Consider the following 15,776-nt stretch of genomic DNA (forward strand, 5'->3'; position numbering starts at 1 on the left):
CCCGGCAACCCGCGTGCGCGCGTAATCCGCGCGGCAGCGGCGCAGCCAGCAGCCGAAAAGAACATCACCTTCCGGAGACAAGCGTATGTCACTCAAACACCCGATCATCGCGGTAACCGGTTCGAGCGGCGCCGGCACCACGACCGTCATGAAAAGCTTCACCCACATCTTTCGGCGCGAGAAGATCAACGCGCAGATCGTCGAGGGCGACGCCTTTCACCGTTACGACCGCAACGGCATGCGCGAGGCGATGAAGGAGCACGAGCGCGACGGCGCGCCGAACTTCAGCCATTTCGGACCCGAGGCGAATCTGCTCGAAGAACTGGAGACGCTGTTCGCCAGTTACGGCGAAAGCGGCTCGGGCAAGTTGCGCCACTACGTGCACGACGAAGGCGAATCGCGGCTCTACAAGCAGGACGCCGGCACCTTCACGCCGTGGGAGGACGTGACGCCCGGCACCGATCTGATGTTCTACGAGGGGCTGCACGGCGCGGCGGTGACCGACAAAATCGACGTCGCGCGGCATGCGGATCTGCTGATCGGCGTGGTGCCGATCATCAACCTCGAATGGATTCAGAAGCTGCACCGCGATCAGAACATGCGCGGTTACTCGCACGAAGCGGTGGTCGATACGATCCTGCGGCGCATGCCCGATTACGTGAACTACATCTGTCCGCAATTCTCCCGCACGCATGTCAACTTTCAGCGCGTGCCGACCGTGGATACCTCGAATCCCTTCACCGCCCGCGAAATTCCGGCGCCGGACGAGAGCTTCGTCGTGATCCGTTTCGCGCGGCCGAAGGGCATCGACTTCCAGTACCTGCTGACGATGCTGCACGACTCGTTCATGTCGCGCCCCAATGTGATCGTCGTTCCGGGCGGCAAGATGGGCCTCGCGATGCAACTGATTTTCACGCCGATGATTCTGCAACTGATCGACCGGCAGGCGCGCGCCTGAGCGCGGGGCGATCGGCAAGCCACGGCGGGACCCGTTTTTCTATTTCGTGCAAGGAGACACTTTCATGAGTGCCGTTGCAGAATCTGTTGGTGCGCCCGCGACCCGGCTCATGGCCGACGCGCTGCGCATGCTCGCGATCGATGCGGTGGAAGCGGCGAAGTCCGGCCATCCGGGCATGCCGCTCGGCATGGCGGAGATTGCCGTCGCGTTGTGGGACCGGCATCTGAAGCACAATCCGCGCGATCCGGCGTGGCCCGACCGCGATCGCTTCGTGTTGTCGAACGGACACGGCTCGATGCTGTTGTACGGCTTGCTGCATCTGAGCGGCTATGACTTGCCGATCGACGAGTTGAAGCGCTTTCGTCAGTTGCACAGCAAGACGCCGGGGCATCCCGAAGTGGGCGTGACGCCCGGCGTCGAAACCACCACGGGTCCGCTCGGGCAAGGTCTCGCGAACGCGGTCGGCATGGCGCTCGCCGAGGCGCTGCTCGCGCGCGAGTTCAACCGGCCCGGCCATGCGATCGTCGATCACCGCACCTACGTGTTCACCGGCGACGGCTGTCTGATGGAAGGCATCTCGCACGAGGCCGCGTCGCTCGCGGGCACGCTGAAGCTCGACAAGCTCACGGTGCTGTACGACGACAACGGCATTTCGATCGACGGCCACGTTCAGCAGTGGTTCGCCGACGACACGCCGGCGCGCTTCGCCGCGTATGGCTGGCACGTGGTGCGCGCGGTGGACGGCCATGACGTCGACGCGGTCGATCGCGCCTTGCAGGACGCGCGCGCGGCGGGCAAGCCGACGCTGATCTGCTGCAAGACGGTGATCGGCAAGGGTTCGCCGTCGAAAGCTGGCACCCACGACGTGCACGGCGCGCCGCTCGGCGCGGACGAGATCGGCGCGACCCGGCGCGCGCTCGGCTGGCCGCATCCGCCCTTCGTGATGCCGGGCGAGGTCCGCACGCTATGGGACGCAAGCGAGCGCGGCGCCGCCGCGCAAGCGGAGTGGACGCAGCGCTTCGACGCCTATCGCAGGCATTACCCCGCCGAGGCGGCCGAATTCGAACGCCGGACCCAGGGCACGCTGCCCGCGCAATGGCGCGACGCGGTCCGCGCGATGGTGCGCGACGTCGACTGCGCGGCGGAATCGATTGCGACGCGCAAGGCCTCGCAGCAGACCATCGCCGTGCTCGCGCGCGTCCTCCCCGAGTTTCTGGGCGGCTCGGCCGACCTGACCGGCTCCAATCTCACCAACTGGAAAAGCGCCGTCGACGTGCATGCCGACGACGGCGGCCTGCAAGGCGGCAACTATCTGCACTACGGCGTGCGCGAATTCGGCATGAGCGCGCTGATGAACGGCATTGCGCTGCATCGCGGGCATGTTCCGTTCGGCGGCACGTTCCTCACGTTTTCCGACTACTCGCGCAACGCTTTGCGCATGGCCTCGCTGATGAAAACGCGCGCGATCTTCGTGTTCACGCACGATTCGATCGGTCTCGGCGAGGACGGGCCGACACACCAGGCGGTGGAACATGCGGCGAGCCTCAGACTGATTCCGGGGCTCGACATCTGGCGTCCGTGCGACACGGTCGAAACGGCGCAGGCCTGGGCGCAAGCGGTCGAACGCGACGGGCCGTCGTGCCTGCTGCTGAGCCGGCAGAACCTGCCGTTCGCGGCGCGTAGCGGCGAACAGATCGACGCCGTCGAGCAAGGCGGTTATGTGCTGCGCGACTGGCCGGACGAGTCCGCGTCGCAGCCGCGCGTCGTGCTGATCGCGACCGGTTCGGAAGTCGCGCTCGCGCTCGACGCCGTCGCGCCGCTTGCCGAAGCCGGCATCGCCGCGCGGGTCGTCTCGATGCCGTCCACCAGCGTGTTCGACCGGCAGCCGCGCGCATGGCGCGATGCGGTGTTGCCGCCGGGTGTGCCGCGGGTCGCGGTGGAAGCGGGCGTGACCGCGTTCTGGCGGCAATACGTCGGGCTGGAGGGCGGCGTGGTCGGCATCGATTCGTTCGGCGAATCGGCGCCCGCCGCCGCGCTGTTCACGCACTTCAATCTGACGGCGCAGGCGGTGGTGGACGAAGCCCGCCGCGTCGCGCATGGCGCGCCATGATCCGTTTCATTCGATAAGAGCTCAAGGAGTTTGCGATGGCCTTCATAGCACTGCGGCAACTACTGGACCACGCGGCCGAGCACGGCTACGGCGTGCCGGCGTTCAACGTCAACAACATGGAGCAGATTCACGCGATCATGCAGGCCGCCGAGGCCACCGCGAGCCCGGTGATCCTGCAGGCGTCGGCGGGGGCGCGCAAATATGCGGGCGAACCGTATTTGCGGCATCTCGTCCTGGCTGCGCTGGAGGCGCACCCCGATATTCCGCTCGTGCTGCATCAGGATCATGGCGCGAGCCCGGCGTTGTGCCAGCAGGCGATCCGTTCGGGCTTCACGTCGGTGATGATGGACGGCTCGCTGCTGCCCGACCAGAAAACGCCGGCCGGCTACGACTACAACGTCGACGTGAGCCGCCGCGTGGTGGAGTCCGCGCATGCGGTGGGCGTTTCCGTGGAGGGCGAGCTGGGTTGTCTCGGTTCGCTCGAAACCGGCGAGGCGGGCGAGGAGGACGGCGTCGGCGCGCAAGGCAAACTCTCGCGCGACGATCTGCTCACCGATCCGCACGAGGCGCAGATTTTCGTCGAAGCCACCGGCGTCGATGCGTTGGCGATTGCGATTGGCACCTCGCACGGCGCGTACAAGTTCAGCCGCCAGCCGACCGGCGACATTCTGGCGATCGACCGCATCGTCGAGATTCATGAGCGGATTCCGAACACGCATCTGGTGATGCACGGCTCGTCGTCGGTGCCGCAGGAATGGCTCGCGATCATCCGCGAATACGGCGGCGAGATTCCGGTGACTTACGGCGTGCCGGTCGAGGAGATCCGGCGCGGCATCGCGCATGGCGTGCGCAAGGTGAACATCGACACGGACATCCGCCTCGCAATGAGCGGCGCGATGCGCAAGTCGATGGCGAATGCGCGTTCCGAGTTCGATCCGCGCGCCGCGTTGAAGGCCGCGACCGCGGCGGCGAGCGCCGTGTGCGTCGAGCGCTTCGAGGCGTTCGGCTGCGCGGGGCAGGCGCCGCGCATCAAGCCGCTGCCGCTCGAGGCGATGGCGCGCCGCTACCACTGAACCCACATCGAGAGGAAACGGCCATGCGCGACTTCCTGATTGCCCCGTCGCTGCTGTCGGCGGATTTCGCCCGTCTCGCCGACGAGATCCGCGACGTGAGCGCGGCCGGCGCGGACTGGATCCATCTGGACGTGATGGACAACCACTACGTGCCGAACCTCACGGTCGGGCCGCTCGTGTGCGCGGCGATCCGCCCGCATACGCCGGTGCCGATCGACGTGCATCTGATGACGATGCCCGTCGATCCGCTCGTGCTCGCGTTCGCGGAGGCGGGCGCGAACACGATCAGCTTTCATCCCGAAGCGTCGCTACACGTGCACCGCACCATCGAACTGATCAAGGCCAACGGCGCGCGCGCGGGACTGGCGCTCAATCCGGCCACGCCGCTCGCGGTGCTCGATCATGTGATGGAAATGCTTGACGTGGTGGTGGTGATGTCGGTGAATCCGGGGTTCGGCGGGCAGGCCTTCATTCCCGAAACGCTGGAGAAGCTGCGCAGCCTGCGCAAGTCGGTCGACGCGACGATGCAGCGCACCGGACGGCCGTTGCTGATCGAAGTGGATGGCGGCGTGAAGGCGTCGAACATCGCGGCGATCGCGGCCGCGGGCGCGGATGTGTTCGTTGCGGGTTCGGCTGTGTTCGGCGCGGATAACTATGCGCAGGCGATCGGCGGGATGCGCGCCGAACTGGCGCTTGGCAATGTCAACCTGGGTGTTGATCTGAACGATGCGGCGGGCCTCGCCGTGACGCACTGAAGCGGGTAGTCGAGGCTGGCACTTGGAGCGGCCACTTCACGCGGCCACTTCAAGCGAGTGCCCGAAGCGAGTACCTGCAACTCGCAGGCGCTAGCGTTTCTTCATCGTCTCTCCGGGTGCGCACCATGCGGCGAGATCCTGTTCGGGCCGGTCGACCGCGCAGCCCCAGTCGAGCGGCTGGTCCTGGTCGAAGCGCTTGCCGAGGCGCCAGGCGATTTCCGCGCGGGCGAGTTGCACGCCCATGTAGAACGCGTGGCCGCCGTCGCTCTCCAGATTCAGTTGCGGATAGAGCGCGAAGGGGTCGTCCGCCACGCGATGGCCGTCGCGGTTGTAGACGTGGATGCCGTCGTCGCTCACCTGTACGCGGAAATTCGGATCGCGCACCTCGCGGGCGAAGTCGTCGATTTCCGCGGCGCTGTAGGGAAACGGGCGTTTCGCGTGAACCGTGGCGAGATCGCCGTTGATGCCTTTCGGCAGCACTTGCGCTTCGCGTGCGGCATGCATCACGCGGCGCGCGACGTCGGCCTCGCGCACGGCGCGCCGCGCATGCAGGCTCACGGCGGTCGTGAGCACCGCGCTCACGCGAAGCTCCGCGGCCATGCCGAGCAGCACCGCGTTGATGCCGCTCGTATCGGCTTCGGTCAACTCGGTTACGTTGCCGATGCCCATCATGATCGCGATGTCGGGATAGCGCTCGCGCAGCCCGACATAACGCGCTATCGACGCGGCGAGCCCGAACGGGATCGGATCGAGAATCGGGTCGGCGAGAAACGCGCGTCCGCGCGCGGACAGCAGGTCGATCGCGGCGTCGAGCGAGGCCGGCTCGCGCTGATCGCGCGCGACCAGAATCGGCGTCGACGGGACTTCGTCGGCGATCCACAGCGTGTCGAGGTTCAGGCTCATCAGATAGTCGGCGCCCGCGCGGCCGCCGCGCAGCAGTTCCTCGCTGCGCATCGAATCGACGCTCACGCGATAGCCTTCGGCCTTCAGCAGACGAACCGCGTCTTCGAGATGAGGAAACGGTGTTTCGGGCAGGCAGCCGATGTCGATCACGTCGGCGCCCTGGGCGGCATAATCGCGTGCGCGCTTCGCGATGCCTTCCAGATCGAGGCGCGGCGCATCGACGATCTCCGCGAAAATCTCGGTCTCGTAGTGCGTCAGATCCATCGGCTTGGCCTCGCGGCCGAAGAACTGCGGCAGATCCTTGACCTCTTCGGGACCGCGCTCCACCGGCACGCCGTAGTGCGCGCTCAACGCGTCGAGATCGCCGCGGCAGCGTCCCGGCACGATCACCCGCTGCGCCGCGAGCGGCGCGGCCACGCGGCGGCGAATCATGTCCGCCGTCATCAACGCGGCCACCTGTAGCCCGATTTCGCGGATCTCCCAACTGAACGGCGTCGGCGCCATGCTGTCGAGCACGCGTGCGAGGCTCTTCTCGGCGAGCCGGCCAGTCAGGAAGACGATGTGGTCCATGTCGGTCAGGTCAGTACGCGCCGGGCCGCCCCAAGCGTGCTGACGCCCCTTCGGGGGGCAGCGACCGCAGGGAGCATGGGGGTCGTTTCAAGTACGCGCCGGGCAGCGACCGCAGGGAGCGTGGGGTTCGTCTCATACCAGATCGAGCGTCGACAAGCGTTCACCGAGCGCCGCTTTCAGCTCATCCAGCGAGCGAACGAGGGTCGTATATTCGAAGCGCGACAGGCGCTCGACGTTGTCGAGTTCGATCGCCCGCGGACGCAGTTCCACCCATTCGTTCGGGCTTTGCGTGATCACGGTCGGTTCGGTGTCGCATGCAAACACAATGCCCGGAATGCATTGCTTGCCCGCCTGCGCGAACATGTTGGTGGGCAGCGTATCGGAGATGCCGAACGCGCATTTGGCGACGGTGTTGCTGGTGGCGGGCGCGATCACCACCGTGTGATAGACGCCGTGATACAGCATGCCGACCGGCACGCCGCTCGCGCTGTTGTCGCGCAGCACGCGGAAATGCTTGCGCAGCTTCGGCAGCGGCCAACCGTAAAGCGGTAGCACTTCCTCGCCGGCCGCGGACAGAAAGAGGTCCACGCGCGGCAGTTCGAGCGCGAGCGCGATGGACTCCTCGATCATATGGCCGGAGCCGGTCACGCACCACGCAAAACGCGCATCGGGCTTGAACTCGTTGAGGTGACGCGCGGGTGCCTGGGTCATGCGGCAGCGGCGGGCGACGATCCGTTGTACGGCATGCCATCGGACGGATCGTCGGGCGACCCGTCGGGCGGCGCGCCATCGAGCGGCGTGCCGTCGTGCGACAGCCGGATATGCAGCCGGCGCATCTTCCGGTACAGGGTGTTGCGGCTGATGCCGAGCGCCTTCGCGACGTTGCTGACGTTCCAGCGGTGCTCGTCGAGCAGCGACAGCACGGTTTCGCGCTCGTTCAACTGGATCGCGTTGAGCGCGGAGAGGTCCGCGTCGTCGGTCAGGTGCGCTTCGAACTCCGCGGCGGCAACGTTCGGCGCCGACGGCATGCCGACGCTCGGCGCGCGCTGCGTGATTTCGACGGGCAGGTCCTCGCAGCGGATCGGTTGTCCGTCACTGAGCGCGATCGCCATTTGCAACACGTGCCGCAACTGGCGAATGTTGCCGGGCCACGCATAGGTCAGGAGCGCGTGTTCGGCCTCGGCGGTCAACTCGGGCGGTTCGTCGTCGCCGGATTCGTTTTCGAGCAGATGGTGGATCAGCGCAAGTTTGTCGAGCCGCTCGCAAAGCGGCGGCAGGTTCAGTTCGACGCCCTTGAGCCGGTAATACAGATCCTCGCGGAACTGCCCGCCATGCACGAGTTCGAGCAGATTGCGGTGACTCGCGCTGATGAGCTGAAAATTGACCTTGACGGTCGTTTCCGCGCCGAGCGGCGTCACCTCGTGTTCCTCGATCACGCGCAAGAGCCGCGCTTGCAACGCGAGCGGCATGTCGCCGATTTCATCGAGAAACAGCGTGCCGGTATTCGCCTGCACGATCTTGCCGCGACGCCCTTCGCGTTGCGCGCCGGTAAACGCGCCGGCGCGATAGCCGAACAACTCGCTTTCGATCAGATTCTCCGGCAACGATGCGCAATTCACCGGCACGAACGGGCCGGCCGAGTGCGGGCTGATGCTGTGCAATGCCTGGGCGAACACTTCCTTGCCGGTGCCCGTTTGGCCTCTGATCACGATCGGGATCTTGCGCTGAATGACGCGCGCGGCCAGCTGGATTTGCGAGGCCATGCGCGGGTCGCCGAATTCCAGATGCGCGATTTCGTCGAGCCGGGCGGGCGGCGGGCGCTTTTCGGGCGGCGCGGCGCGCGGCACGGGACTGGCGAGCGCCACGCGGGTGGCGCGCCCGGCGCGGTTCTGCGGCGTCTGCGCGACGAGAAAGAAACGGTTGGTCGCGTTCGCGCTGTAGACGGTGACCGGATGGAACGAGCCGCGAATGCTGCGCGCGATCATGTCTTCGAGCGAGGCGTTGAAGGCTTCCTCGATGCGCCGTCCGCGCAATTCGCTCAAGCTGCGAAAGCCGAGCTGGAACAGCGCGCTGCGGTTCGCGGCGAGCACGGTGCTGTCGTCCGCGACGGCGAGCTTGCCGCCGTGCAGCGTGCCGACGAATTCCGGGCGGCTATGGAAGTGAATCATGTTGGCATGCCGGTAACGCGAGTCCAGCAAGCGGTTTTCGATCATTTGCCGCGACATGCCCACCAGCACCAGCGAGTGCTGCTGCAACAGCTTGGAGCGGCTCGTCACGTCGAGCACGCCGGCAATCTCGCCGCTATCGTCGAAGATCGGCGCGGCCGAGCAGGTGAGCGACGTATAGCGCGGATAGAAATGCTCGTGCTGGCAGACGGCGATGCAGTCGCGTTCGGCGAGACAGGTGCCCATGCCGTTGGTGCCCGCCTCGCGCTCGCTCCACAGGGCGCCCACGCGAAAGCCGTCGGGCGCGACCGCTTCGGCGAACGGCACCGACGAAACCTGATGGACGATCACGCCGCCGGCGTCGACGAGGACCACCGCGAGTTCGGGATCGGCCAGTTGCTGATAGAGCGTGGTCATCTCGAGCTTCGAGCACGCGATCAGATCGCCGAGCGCCTCGCGGCGTTCACTCAGTTCGTACTCGGTGAGAATGGGGGGCGTGACAAAGCGTGAAGGGTCGAGCTGAAACTCGTTCATGCAGCGCGCCCACGATTGAGCGACGGGTTCGCTCGTTGGACGCGTCGCCAATTGATGATTGACTACGTTCAGAACTTCTCGGACGTGCAGACTGCTATCAGCAAGCAACGACATGGGGTTTGTCTCCGTTGCGTCAATTCGGGCACTTTGCTAAGCGTGCCGCGAGCGCCGCTTTTATCGATACTGTCATCCCCTGCGCCGCGAATTCTGACGTCCGCATGCGCACTGAAAACCGGTCCTGATGTCAGGCTGTCTTAAAACTCTACGCTCGATGACGTTTGCGATCAATACGGAGTCGCATTACTTGTGCACGGCGCGCCCGATTTTTGCTTTTATCGGGGGAGGGCTTCGGTGCGGCTGCTTGTGGCGTGCCTGTGCGTTCGCTTATGCGTTCGAATGTGCGTTCGCTTATGCGTTCGTTCATGCGCTTTTCATGCGCCGCGTCCGGAGCCGAACGCGGGAGCGTGTTGCAGGCGCGGCGCAGATTGCTTCGCGCCGTGGCTGAACTGTCCCGCATTCCGTTCCATTACACCTGACTTCACCTGTTCCACCACTTGCCGCGCCGCGGCGGAGCACATCATGGATCGTATCGACACCGTTCGTCTCGCCCGTTTCTCCGGCGCCCGCGCCGACGCCGACGCGTCAAGCCCGGCCGCGCGGCGCGACGCGCCCTCGGCGGGCGCGTCGTCCGGGCGCATGGACATCGTGTTCATCGAAAATTTCGTGGGACAGACGATCATCGGTATCGACAGCAGCGAGCAGCATGTGTTGCAGCCGATCCGCATGGATCTCGCGATCGGGGTGCCGTCCATTCGCGCCTGCACGACCGATCGCATCGAAGATACGATCAATTACGCGGCGGTGCGCGAGGCGCTGCATGCGCTGCTCGCGGCGCACGGCGTGCGCTTGCTGGAGGCGCTTGCCGAAGCGGTCGCGCGATTGCTGATTACCGACTTCGGCGCGCACTGGGTGCGCGTGTCGCTCGCCAAGCCGGCGAAGTTCGACGACGTGGCGGCGGTCGGCGTGCGGATCGAACGGCAACGCAGCGATCTGGCGACGACGGGTTCCGGGCTCGACAGCTACGCGTCGCTGGGGAAAGGGCTGATTCCGAATTGAACGGCTGGCGCGGCGGCACGGCGCGCGGCGCGGATCGCGTGGCCGCCGTCTAGGGGGCGGGTAGGTGCGCCGCTGGTCAGGGCGTTGGCGGACAGGGCGTCATTCGCTCGCGTCGGGCGTTGGCGTTATGCACGTCACGTCACGCGTTGAGGTTGCGCATCGACCTCGCGCGTTGACCTCGCGCATCGACATCACGCGTTGATCTCGCCCATCGACGTCACGCATCGACGTCATGCATCGACCTTGCCCATCGACCTCACGCCTTCACGTCACTTCGACGCCGCCGTCTTGTCGGACGCCAACCCGCAGCTTCGATACGCCTCTGCTTGCAGCGCGCGGAATTTCTTCGTTTGCGCCTTGGCGTGGTCGACGCGAAACTCCGAACCGCCTTCGCCGCCCAGCGTCGCGTACTTCGAGAACGTGGACTGATCGACAAAATCGTCGTAAGGCAGCGCCGCGGCCATCTTGTCGATCACGCACGAGCATTTGTAGACGTTCGCGAAGTCGTGTCCGTTGTCGTCCATGCAACTCAGCACGTATTCGACGCGGCCCTGCGTCGGGTAATTGAAGCCGCCTGCCGGAGCCGCCGCGCCCGGCGCATCGCCGGCGCCCCAGGCGAGCGGTCCCGCGAGTGCGAGACAGGCGCCGGCCACCAGCGCACGACATCGTTTGCTCATCTCATGCCTCGGGTAGAACCTTCCAACGTGACGAAGACCCGCGGGGCGGGCCTTCGCTCTCTCCACACAAAACCTGCCGCGCATTCTCAGTTAGGTGCGAACGGGTGCGCGACGGTGCTCTTCTTCGCCACCACCTCGGCGGCGTTGGGTTCGCCGTTGACGGCGCGCTTGATCGCCTCGCGCGTCGCCTCGTAGTTGAACTGCTGGATCTTCTTGTCGTCGTCCGCCTCCCAGTGAATGAAGACGCCGACGCACAGGAACAGGTCGTCGGCCTCGTCCTGCGGGATCGTGCCGTCCTCGACGCTGTCCGCGACCGCGAGCGCGACGCCGTGCTGGGCGGGGCCGAACATCTGCACCGCCTGCTTGGCGCCCTTGATCGTCACCTTGTTGAACAGGATCGTGTTCGGTTTGGTGAGCAGGTTAGGCGCGACGACGGCCAGAAGCGAAGTGAAGCCATCCTTATTGTTGGTGAGCGCGTTGCAGAACGCGGTTTCTGCAGCCGAACCTCGCGGTCCGATCAGCAAGTCTATGTGCGCGACCTCGTTGCCGTCGCCGACGAGCGACTCGCCTATCAGGACGCGGTTGATCTTGGCCATTCTATTCCTCCGATGAGTGGGGTAGGGGCTTGCTGAAGTCCGCCGCCGCAACGATCCTGGTCCGCGATCGCAGAGCGGCGTATTGATGCACGGTGGCACTAACTAACATGTTCCGTGCCAGTGCGAGGTCCGCGCGGCTCGATAGGCGCGTCACGGTGAGCTTCGAGGCAGCCGGCGACGAAGAGCGTGGCCACCGTCAGGTCCGCGCTGGTGCCGGGGTTGATTCCTCGGGCCTTCAGTTCGGTATCCCACGTATCGAGCGATGCGGTGGGCGGTTTTTGCGGTGATAGGGCGAGCGTTCGCCGCCATTCGGTGTGTCGTTCGCGGGCGGCGCGCGTGACACTCTGCGCCAGTGCGACACCGTGCTTGCGCACAATGTGTGAGTCGGGCCAGCCGCCGAGGAAGGCGAGGAATACGTTGAGGGTGGCGGTTTGCGCGGGGGTTCGGGTGGTGGTCTCGCTGGCGATATGCGCGTCGCGCCACGCCGCAAGGCCGGTCTCGAAGATGTCGCAAAAGCCGTTCGCGTACTGACGCGCGATGCTGTCGCGCCCGGCGGCGAGCGCCATCGCGTCGCGCAGGCCGACCGTGGGCGCGGCATGAACCGATTGCTCGGGCGCGTCACCCAGGCCCCCAGGATTGGCGAGCGAGATCGCGCGGTACGCGAGGCGTGTGTCGTCGAGATCGAGCCGCGCGAGCACGCGCTCGGTGGCGGCGCGCCAGGCATCCGCGGACAACGGCAGCGGGGTTTCTTCTAGCGCTGTGGCAAGCGGCGCCACAAGCAGCAGAATGCCGAGATTCGTATTACAGCCGACCGCCTCGCGCGTGCGCGTCACCGCATCGAGAATGCGCGAGCCGACTCGCGCGCCCGGCGCGAGCAGCGCGTCGGCGGCCACCTCGGCGCTGGTGAGAAACTGCGCCGCGCTCATCCCGTGTCCTTCGCTTTGCACGCTGACATTGCCGGGCTTGGGCGTCTCCACGTCGAGCCGGCATGCCGCGAGAAAAGCCGCGCGAACGCGTGCGGGCGGAATCGCGGAAAGCGGCTCAGGCATGGCGTCCGGGCAGCGTCGCGACGGCGGGCTCGCCGCCTTGCGCCAGCTCGCGGCGCGCGTCGGCGAGTTTGCGATCGAGCAGATCGTCGACGAGCGCCGCCGCGATGTCGACCGGCGTGACCGACTGCAAGCCGCGCCACGCCGCCACGCCATTGACTTCGAGCACGAGCGGCCGGGCCGGATCGCGCGGATCGGGAATCAGGTCGACGCCGGCGTAGTCGAGCCCCAGCGCATGCGTCGCGCGGATCGCCGTTTGCGCAAGCGGCAAATCGAGTTCGGCGGGTTGGCACTCGGCCCCTTGCGCGAAGTTATGAATCCAGCCCTTGCCGCCGATACGGCGCATCGCCGCCACCGCGCGCCCGCCGATCACCAGCACGCGCCAATCGAAACCGCTGCGGCCGCCGTCGACGTAGCGTTGCAGGTAAGCCACCTGCTGATACGGCTTGAGCGAGGGCAGCGGCGCCAACGCGCCGCCGCGCGCGCGGCTTGCGCCCAGGCGCTTCAGTCCGTGGCCCTGCGAGCCGAACAGCGGCTTCAACACGACCTGGCGGCCCGCGGCCGCTTCGCGCATCAACACGCGCTGCGCGAACGCAGCCGATTCGCCGGCCCATGTCGCGGGTGTCGGCACGCCGTTGCGATGCAGCAGAAAACTGGTCATCGACTTGTCGACGCTGCGCTCGATCGCGCGCGCGTCGTTGTAGACGGGCACGCCCGATTCGCGCAGCGCGTGCAGGATGCCGAGACGCAGCGTCACCTGCTCGAACGTGCCGCCGGCGATGCCGCGCACGAACACCGCATCCGGCAGCGTGCGGCCGAAGCCCGGCAGCACCAGCCCATGCGGCTCCCACGTCGTGTCGATCCGGCAATCCGCGAGGTCGATGCAGCGCGCTTCGGCGCCGCGCCCGCGGAAAGCCTTCTTCAGACGCCCGGTGTGCCAGCCGGTTTCGTCGCACATGATCGCGATGCGCAGGTTCGCGTGCGCGTTGACCGGATTCGGATCGGACAGCGCCAGCGTCATGGTTGGCCGTCCCATTGTTCGTGCAGCAACGCGCTGTTGAGCGCGCCGCCGTGATACGTCGCGCCGCTTTCGAGGCTGCTCACCCACACTTCGGCCGGCGCGAACAGCGCGGGATCGATCTGATAGAAGTCGTAGTTGAACGACGTGAAGATGTCCGCGAAGGGCCGTCCGTAATCGCGCGAGTTCGAAGCCGGCAATTCGGCGGCGAGCTGCTGCGCCGCCGCATCGTGCTTGACGGTCAGATGGACGCGGCCGCCGTAGAGAATCGCGTCGTTGGTGCGGCCCATCGCCTGAATGCCGTCCGGTGCGGGCGGCGGCAAGGGCGCCGAGCCGCCGGCTTCGACCACCTCATCCAGCGGCACGCCGAGCACGTGCGTTTTGTGCAATGCAACTTCCACCACGCGCGCCACCACCTGTACCGTTCCGGCGACAGAGTGGGTCGGCGTCATGACGAGCGTCAGCCGGTCGGGAGCGAGGCCGCAGTCGCGCAGCACCTTGTCGATCACGACTTGCGGCGGCAAGCGATCGACTTCGAGCACCAGCACGCCGCGCTCGTGGGCGTCCTTGTAGCCGAGTTCGGCGAACAGCGGCTCCTTGACGGCGAGCGCGCGCGCCGGGCCCGAACCGAGCGAGAAGAACTTCTTGCCGCCGGTCTGCTCCTTGGTCGCGGAAAGGCTCCAGCCGGCGTACTGGCTGCCGAGGCACGCGAGCACCGGCGACGAGGTGCGCACGTCGATCATGCTGGGCCAGAGCGGATGCGCGTCGAAATTCGTGCGCACCGCGACGTGCCCCAGACCGCCCATGCAGATGCGCGCGATCAGCACGCCCGCGGCGACGCTGCCCGGCGCGTCGATGCCCGCGTCCGCGAGCACGGTGCCGTCGTCGGTACGCGTGAGCGCCACGCCGAGGCGCGCCGCGTCGCCGACCAGCCGTGCGACGAGCCGCTCGCTCAGCGCGTTGACGCTCAATGGCGCGGCCGTCGCGCCGGAGGGCTGCGACGATGCATCAGGAATGGCACTGGATGAAGGCATAGTCGGGTTCATGGCAGGTTTCGATTCGTTCGAGGACCAACGCGCGCTGCCGCTCCAGCGCTTGCCGCACCCCACTCACGGATGCCGCGCGCACGAGCAGCGTGCAGACCGGCTGGCCCGCTTCCATCCAGGTGCCGGGCATCGGCACGTCGCGGCAGGCGGGATCGTGCAGGCACGCATCGCTGAACGCCTGCGAGACGGTGAACGGATGCGGCGCGAACAGCACCTGCTGACCGGCGCGCCACGAGGCCGGCGCGAGCGGTTCGGGCGGCAGGCGGCCGTAGCGGCACGCGTCGATATGACAGGCAAGCAGCCCGCGCGGCCACGCGTGAGGCGACGCGGTTTCGTACAGCGTCATCGTGGACGAGGGGCGGGCGTTGATTTCCAGCACTTCGAAGGTGTCGCCGTCGAGCAGAAAATCGCAGCTATTGATGCCGGTGAGGCCGGTGCGCTCGCACAGCGCCTCGATGGCTTCGCGCACGCGCGCCGCGACGCGCGGCGGCAGATCGATCGGGCCGATCGAGCCCGCATGCACGAACGGCAGATCGCCCATCGTGCAGGTCAATTGTTCGGCGAAGCCGAGCAGGCGTGCGCCGCCGCGAGCGCCGATGAACAGCGCCGACAGCGAGCGGCCGTTGCGCCGCCGCTGGAAGTAGGCTTGCGCGGGCAGCGGCGCATCGCGCGAGGCCGTGGCCGGTTCGATGTGCGTGCCGCCGCAGCCGTCGGCGCGCTTGAGCAGCCAGCCTTGCGCGACGGCCGGTCGCGTGGACGAGACCTCGGGATGCGGAATATGCAGCGCGTCGAGCAGCGGGAAGAACCGTTGCGGCTCGCGCACCGCGACGCTGGCCTCCAGCGGGTTGCCGATGAAGCGGGGCAAGCCGGGCGCGCGGCTCAGTTGCGCGACGAACGGTTCGAGTCCGCTGCCGTCGATCCAGCCGAGCATGTGCGGCAGGCGCGCGACGCGCCCGAGCGCGTCGACGAGCTTGGCGCCGTCGATCGTGAGCGGGCCGCCGCCGATGTCGAACCACAACTCGGACGCCTCGCGCGTGTCGCGGTCGCCGAATACGTCGAGCGCGACGACGCGCAGCCCGGCGCGCGCGGCGGACTGCGCGAGCATTCGCGCGGACAGCCCGGCTACCGCGACGAAGGGCGCATGCGCAAGCGTCGGGCGCGCGTTCATGATGGCGCAGAGCGGCGTGCCGGGCGTGACATCGCGCGCGC

At 67.0% G+C, this 15,776-nt stretch carries 14 protein-coding genes; 5 read left to right on the plus strand and 9 right to left on the minus strand.

Annotation, left to right across the window (positions count from 1 at the left end; genetic code table 11):
* Positions 1-85 precede the first annotated feature (85 nt).
* The 4 genes from BUE39_RS04440 to rpe all read left to right on the plus strand — a co-directional run bounded on the left by BUE39_RS04440 (position 86) and on the right by rpe (position 4,896).
* Complete coding sequence (locus BUE39_RS04440; RefSeq protein ID WP_073427433.1) at positions 86-958, plus strand: phosphoribulokinase; 873 nt, start codon at positions 86-88, stop codon at positions 956-958.
* A gap of 64 nt (positions 959-1,022) precedes the next feature.
* Positions 1,023-3,068, plus strand: a complete 2,046-nt coding sequence (gene tkt, locus BUE39_RS04445; protein WP_073427434.1) for a transketolase — start codon at positions 1,023-1,025, stop codon at positions 3,066-3,068.
* A gap of 35 nt (positions 3,069-3,103) precedes the next feature.
* The gene (gene fba, locus BUE39_RS04450) at positions 3,104-4,141 is read left to right on the plus strand and encodes a class II fructose-bisphosphate aldolase (RefSeq protein WP_073427435.1); all 1,038 of its coding nucleotides are present in this window, start codon (positions 3,104-3,106) and stop codon (positions 4,139-4,141) included.
* Between the two features lie 23 nt (positions 4,142-4,164).
* On the plus strand, positions 4,165-4,896 hold the full coding sequence (gene rpe, locus BUE39_RS04455; RefSeq protein ID WP_073427436.1) for a ribulose-phosphate 3-epimerase: 732 nt from the start codon (positions 4,165-4,167) through the stop codon (positions 4,894-4,896).
* 90 nt (positions 4,897-4,986) lie between these two features.
* On the opposite strand, the gene BUE39_RS04460 is transcribed toward rpe, so the two are convergent.
* The 3 genes from BUE39_RS04460 to BUE39_RS04470 form a co-directional block, all read right to left on the minus strand.
* Positions 4,987-6,369 (minus strand): DUF6513 domain-containing protein, encoded by a 1,383-nt coding sequence (locus tag BUE39_RS04460; protein ID WP_073427437.1) that lies wholly within the window; start codon positions 6,367-6,369, stop codon positions 4,987-4,989.
* A gap of 132 nt (positions 6,370-6,501) precedes the next feature.
* Positions 6,502-7,080, minus strand: a complete 579-nt coding sequence (locus tag BUE39_RS04465; protein WP_073427438.1) for a flavoprotein — start codon at positions 7,078-7,080, stop codon at positions 6,502-6,504.
* Entirely contained in the window at positions 7,077-9,182 is a 2,106-nt protein-coding gene (locus BUE39_RS04470; RefSeq protein ID WP_073427439.1) for a sigma-54-dependent Fis family transcriptional regulator, read from the minus strand. The genes BUE39_RS04465 and BUE39_RS04470 overlap by 4 nt, the downstream gene beginning before the upstream one ends.
* Before the next feature lie 465 nt (positions 9,183-9,647).
* On the opposite strand from BUE39_RS04470, the gene BUE39_RS04475 reads away from it, so the two are divergent.
* Positions 9,648-10,184: a dihydroneopterin aldolase gene (locus BUE39_RS04475; RefSeq protein ID WP_073427440.1), complete on the plus strand. Its 537-nt coding sequence runs from the start codon at positions 9,648-9,650 to the stop codon at positions 10,182-10,184.
* Between the two features lie 269 nt (positions 10,185-10,453).
* On the opposite strand, the gene BUE39_RS04480 is transcribed toward BUE39_RS04475, so the two are convergent.
* The 6 genes from BUE39_RS04480 to BUE39_RS04505 all read right to left on the minus strand — a co-directional run bounded on the left by BUE39_RS04480 (position 10,454) and on the right by BUE39_RS04505 (position 15,735).
* Positions 10,454-10,861 carry a hypothetical protein gene (locus tag BUE39_RS04480; protein ID WP_073427441.1) on the minus strand — a complete coding sequence of 136 codons (408 nt, stop codon included), beginning with the start codon at positions 10,859-10,861 and terminating at the stop codon, positions 10,454-10,456.
* Positions 10,862-10,947: 86 nt separating this feature from the next.
* The gene (fae, locus tag BUE39_RS04485; RefSeq protein WP_073427442.1) at positions 10,948-11,457 is read right to left on the minus strand and encodes a formaldehyde-activating enzyme; all 510 of its coding nucleotides are present in this window, start codon (positions 11,455-11,457) and stop codon (positions 10,948-10,950) included.
* A gap of 98 nt (positions 11,458-11,555) precedes the next feature.
* Positions 11,556-12,506, minus strand: coding sequence for a triphosphoribosyl-dephospho-CoA synthase (locus tag BUE39_RS04490; RefSeq protein WP_073427443.1), 951 nt, complete (start codon positions 12,504-12,506; stop codon positions 11,556-11,558).
* Positions 12,499-13,524 (minus strand): ATP-grasp domain-containing protein, encoded by a 1,026-nt coding sequence (locus BUE39_RS04495; RefSeq protein WP_073427444.1) that lies wholly within the window; start codon positions 13,522-13,524, stop codon positions 12,499-12,501. The genes BUE39_RS04490 and BUE39_RS04495 overlap by 8 nt, the downstream gene beginning before the upstream one ends.
* Positions 13,521-14,567, minus strand: a complete 1,047-nt coding sequence (mch, locus tag BUE39_RS04500; RefSeq protein WP_374710896.1) for a methenyltetrahydromethanopterin cyclohydrolase — start codon at positions 14,565-14,567, stop codon at positions 13,521-13,523. The genes BUE39_RS04495 and mch overlap by 4 nt, the downstream gene beginning before the upstream one ends.
* Positions 14,530-15,735 carry an ATP-grasp domain-containing protein gene (locus BUE39_RS04505; protein ID WP_073427484.1) on the minus strand — a complete coding sequence of 402 codons (1,206 nt, stop codon included), beginning with the start codon at positions 15,733-15,735 and terminating at the stop codon, positions 14,530-14,532. Before BUE39_RS04505 ends, mch begins: the two co-directional genes overlap by 38 nt.
* Between the last annotated feature and the right edge of the window lie 41 nt (positions 15,736-15,776).

Origin of the sequence: Paraburkholderia terricola (assembly GCF_900142195.1) — a bacterium.
Classification (GTDB): Bacteria; Pseudomonadota; Gammaproteobacteria; order Burkholderiales; family Burkholderiaceae; genus Paraburkholderia; species Paraburkholderia terricola.